This is a genomic window from Acidovorax sp. (assembly GCF_046339755.1).
Taxonomy (GTDB): Bacteria; Pseudomonadota; Gammaproteobacteria; order Burkholderiales; family Burkholderiaceae_C; genus Acidovorax.
Genome location: NZ_JBKDTZ010000054.1, coordinates 1 through 3,400, shown reverse-complemented (window position 1 = coordinate 3,400; position 3,400 = coordinate 1). Strand labels below are relative to the sequence as shown.

Below are 3,400 nucleotides of genomic sequence, written 5' to 3'. Positions count from 1 at the left end.
GGGCAAGGAAAACACCATCATCATCGACGGCTCCGGCGCTGCCGCTGACATCGAGGCCCGCGTCAAGCAAGTGCGCGTGCAGATCGAGGAAGCCACGTCCGACTACGACCGCGAAAAGCTGCCAGAGCGCGTGGCCAAGCTGGCCGGCGGTGTGGCCGTGATCAAGGTCGGCGCTGCCACCGAAGTCGAAATGAAGGAAAAGAAGGCCCGCGTGGAAGACGCCCTGCACGCTACCCGCGCTGCCGTGGAAGAAGGCGTGGTTGCCGGTGGTGGCGTGGCCCTGCTGCGTGCCAAGCAAGCTGTCGGTGACTCGGTCAAGGGCGATAACGCCGACCAGGAAGCCGGTATCAAGCTGGTGCTGAAGGCCATCGAAGCGCCCCTGCGCGAAATCGTGAACAACGCCGGCGGCGAAGCCTCGGTGGTGGTGAACGCTGTGTTGGCCGGCAAGGGCAACTTCGGCTTCAACGCCTCGAACGACACGTACGGCGACATGCTCGAGCTGGGCATTCTGGACCCCACGAAGGTCACCCGCACGGCCCTGCAGAACGCTGCCTCCGTGGCATCGCTGCTGCTGACGACCGAAGCCATGGTTGCCGAAGCCCCGAAGGACGACGCTCCTGCCGGCGGCGGCATGCCCGACATGGGCGGCATGGGTGGCATGGGCGGCATGGGCATGTAATTGCCGGCCGCGCACAGGAGCAGGCCGCACGGCGGCTCCTGTGATCGCCATGAAAAAAAAGCCCCGCAGGCTGCAAGGCCTGCGGGGCTTTCTCGTTGGCGCGTCAGAATTTGTAGGTAGCGCTCAGCACCACGTTGCGCCGGGTGGCCCACCAGCAGTCACCGCGCGCGAGGCAGGTGCTCACATACTGCCTGTCCCCCAGGTTGCTGATGTTGAGCGCATAGCGCCACTGCGGGCTGTCGTAGGCCAGCAGCGCGTCCACGACCCCGGCCGAAGGGATGCTGGGACCTGAGCCATCACGGAACGAAGACAGCCAGCGGTACCCCGCCCCGACCGAGAAGCCGCGCACATCGCCGATGGCGAAGCGGTACACCCCCCAGGCCGCGGCCTGGTGGCGGGGCAGGCCTTCCAGTTGGGCGTCCACGTCGGTGTAGTTGTAGTGGGCGATCACATCGAACGCCGTGGCCACGCGGCTCTTGACCTCCAGCTCCAGCCCCTTGTTACGCGTCTGCCCGACCTGCAGCGTGTTGCCGGCATTCACCGGATCGGCGACTTTCTGGTTCTTTTCCTTGAGGTCGTAGACCGCGGCCGTGAACTGGGTGCCGCTGCCTTCGGGCACGTACTTCACGCCCAGCTCGATCTGCTCGCCTTCGAGCGGCTTGAACCGCTGGCCCTGCTTGTTGGTACCGCTCACGGGGCTGAACGACTCGGCGTAGCTCACATAGGGCGTCCAGCCGCCCGGCAACTGGTACATCACGCCCAGGCGCTTGGTGGTGTCGCTGGTGCGGTCGTCGGCCGAACCGGCCAGGCTGTTCACCGCGCGGTCATGGCGCAGCCCGGCCACGGCGATCCAGTTGCCCCACTTCATCTGGTCCTGCAGGTAGATGCCGCTCTGGCGCTGCACATTGCGCGGGCTGGCCTCCAGGGGCGCCGTCACCAGGTTGCCGTACACCGGCGCGTAGGCGTCGATGGTGCTGAAGGCGCTGGCGGTGGCCTTGTCTTCGGTCTGGCGGTTCCAGTCCACGCCCAGCAGCATCTGGTGGCGCAGTGCGCCTGTGCTCAGGTTGCCCTGCAGGTGCGTATCCACCGCGGCCATGCGCGTGCGGGTGAGGGAGTCATCGTAGAAGCGGCCCAGCACGCGCTGGTTCACGGGGTCGGATCCGAAACCCCCGATGGTCGTGTAGAAATCGCCCCAGTGGTACACACCGCGGTTTTCGTTGCGCGCCAGGCGCAGGTTCTGGCGCACCGTCCAGCTGTCGTTGAAGCGGTGCTCGAACAGCCAGCCGATGGACTCGCGGTCGCTGTCGTAGTGGTCGCCGGGCTCACCGATGAAGCGCGACAGCGGCAGTTGGCCGTTCGGGTTGGGCAGCAGGGTGCCCGACCAGGGGAAGAACTGCGAGGTGCTGCCGCTGCGGTCCTGCTGCCAGTGCGCCTGCAGCACGAGCGAGGTGGCGGCATTGGGCCGCCAGGCCAGCGAGGGCGCGATCAGGCGGCGGTCATCGGGCACGTGGTCCACCTGGGTGTCGGCCGTGCGGGCCAGGGCAACCAGGCGGTAGGACCATTCTCCGTCCTGCGTCAGCGGGCCGGTCAGATCGGCCTGGACCTGGCGCCGGTTCCAGCTGCCCAGCTGCACGCCCACCTCGCGCTGCGCCTCCTGCAGGGGGCGCTTGCTGCCCATGTTGATCACGCCGGCCACCGTGCCGGCACCGAACAGCATGCCCGACGGGCCACGCAGCACCTCGATGCGCTCCAGGGTGTAGGTGTCAGAACGCGTGACGCTGGTGTACCAGTTGTAGTTCTGGCGCAGGCCGTCGAGGTAGACGTCCGGGTAGCTGCCGCGCACGCGCATGCCGTCGGAGCGGCTGTCCAGGCCATAGGCGTCGCTGCGCACACCGGCGGCATACACCAGCGCATCCTGCAGGTTGGAGGCGCCTTGGTCCACCAGCTGGTCGCGGGTGACCACGGTGACGGACTGCGGTGTTTCCGAGAGCGGGGTATCCGTCTTGGTGGCCGTGGCAGCGTTGCGTGCGCGGTAGCCCACCACCGGGGCCGTGGCCGATTCCTTTTCGGCACTGGCGTCCACGCGCACCTCACCCAGGGTGGGGGCCGCAGCTTGGGCCATCGTCCCCTGCGATGCCAGGCCAAATGCCAGCGCAATGCCCACGCTGAGGGCCGTCTGTCGGTGTTCGATTGCCATGATTTTCAAAATGAGATTGATAACGATTCCTATTTTAGAAATGGCATCCCCTCCTCGTGGGCTCTGTCGCACGAAGGCAACACCGCATTTGCTACCGAGTGCAGCACCGAGCAGTGTGCTCGGGCCCATGAAAAAAGCCCGGGGGCCTTGGCCCACGGGCTTTCACTTTGCATGGCGGCGGCGAGTGGCGCCGCAGAAACAAGGGGCTTACTCGCCGCTGGGCTGCACCCACCAGTAGATCAGCACCAGGGTACCGATACCGGTCAGCGTCAGCAATTGCCACCAGCCCGAGCGGCCGATGTCATGCAGCCGGCGGGCACCCACGGCCAGTGCCGGCAGCAGCAGCGCCAGAGCAGCAATACCGTAAACGACTTGGCTCACCACGCCGGCGATCAGCAGCACGACGATCTGGAACAGGGCGAACCACCAGAACTCCGAGCGTGGTGCCCGGCCCTCGAAGCCCGCGTACTGGTTGAAGCACGATTTGATAGCTTGCGCAAAATCCATGAAGAAGCCCTCTCTTG

3 protein-coding genes are annotated in these 3,400 nt (G+C 66.3%); 1 reads left to right on the top strand and 2 read right to left on the bottom strand.

Annotation, left to right across the window (positions count from 1 at the left end; all coding sequences use genetic code 11):
- On the top strand, window positions 1-679 hold a 679-nt coding region (locus tag ACK59X_RS04385), incomplete at its 5' end, for a TCP-1/cpn60 chaperonin family protein (protein ID WP_409955493.1).
- A gap of 103 nt (window positions 680-782) precedes the next feature.
- On the opposite strand, the gene ACK59X_RS04380 is transcribed toward ACK59X_RS04385, so the two are convergent.
- Both ACK59X_RS04380 and ACK59X_RS04375 read right to left on the bottom strand, forming a co-directional pair.
- On the bottom strand, window positions 783-2,876 hold the full coding sequence (locus ACK59X_RS04380) for a TonB-dependent siderophore receptor (protein WP_409955491.1): 2,094 nt from the start codon (window positions 2,874-2,876) through the stop codon (window positions 783-785).
- 207 nt (window positions 2,877-3,083) lie between these two features.
- The gene (locus ACK59X_RS04375) at window positions 3,084-3,383 is read right to left on the bottom strand and encodes a DUF805 domain-containing protein (protein ID WP_409955494.1); all 300 of its coding nucleotides are present in this window, start codon (window positions 3,381-3,383) and stop codon (window positions 3,084-3,086) included.
- Window positions 3,384-3,400 lie beyond the last annotated feature (17 nt).

Bases quoted from the DNA above. Each gene is read 5' to 3' on its own strand.
- ACK59X_RS04380 (WP_409955491.1), bottom strand. From the start codon at position 2,876: ATGGCAATCGAACACCGACAGACGGCCCTCAGCGTGGGCATTGCGCTG.
- ACK59X_RS04375 (WP_409955494.1), bottom strand. From the start codon at position 3,383: ATGGATTTTGCGCAAGCTATCAAATCGTGCTTCAACCAGTACGCGGGC.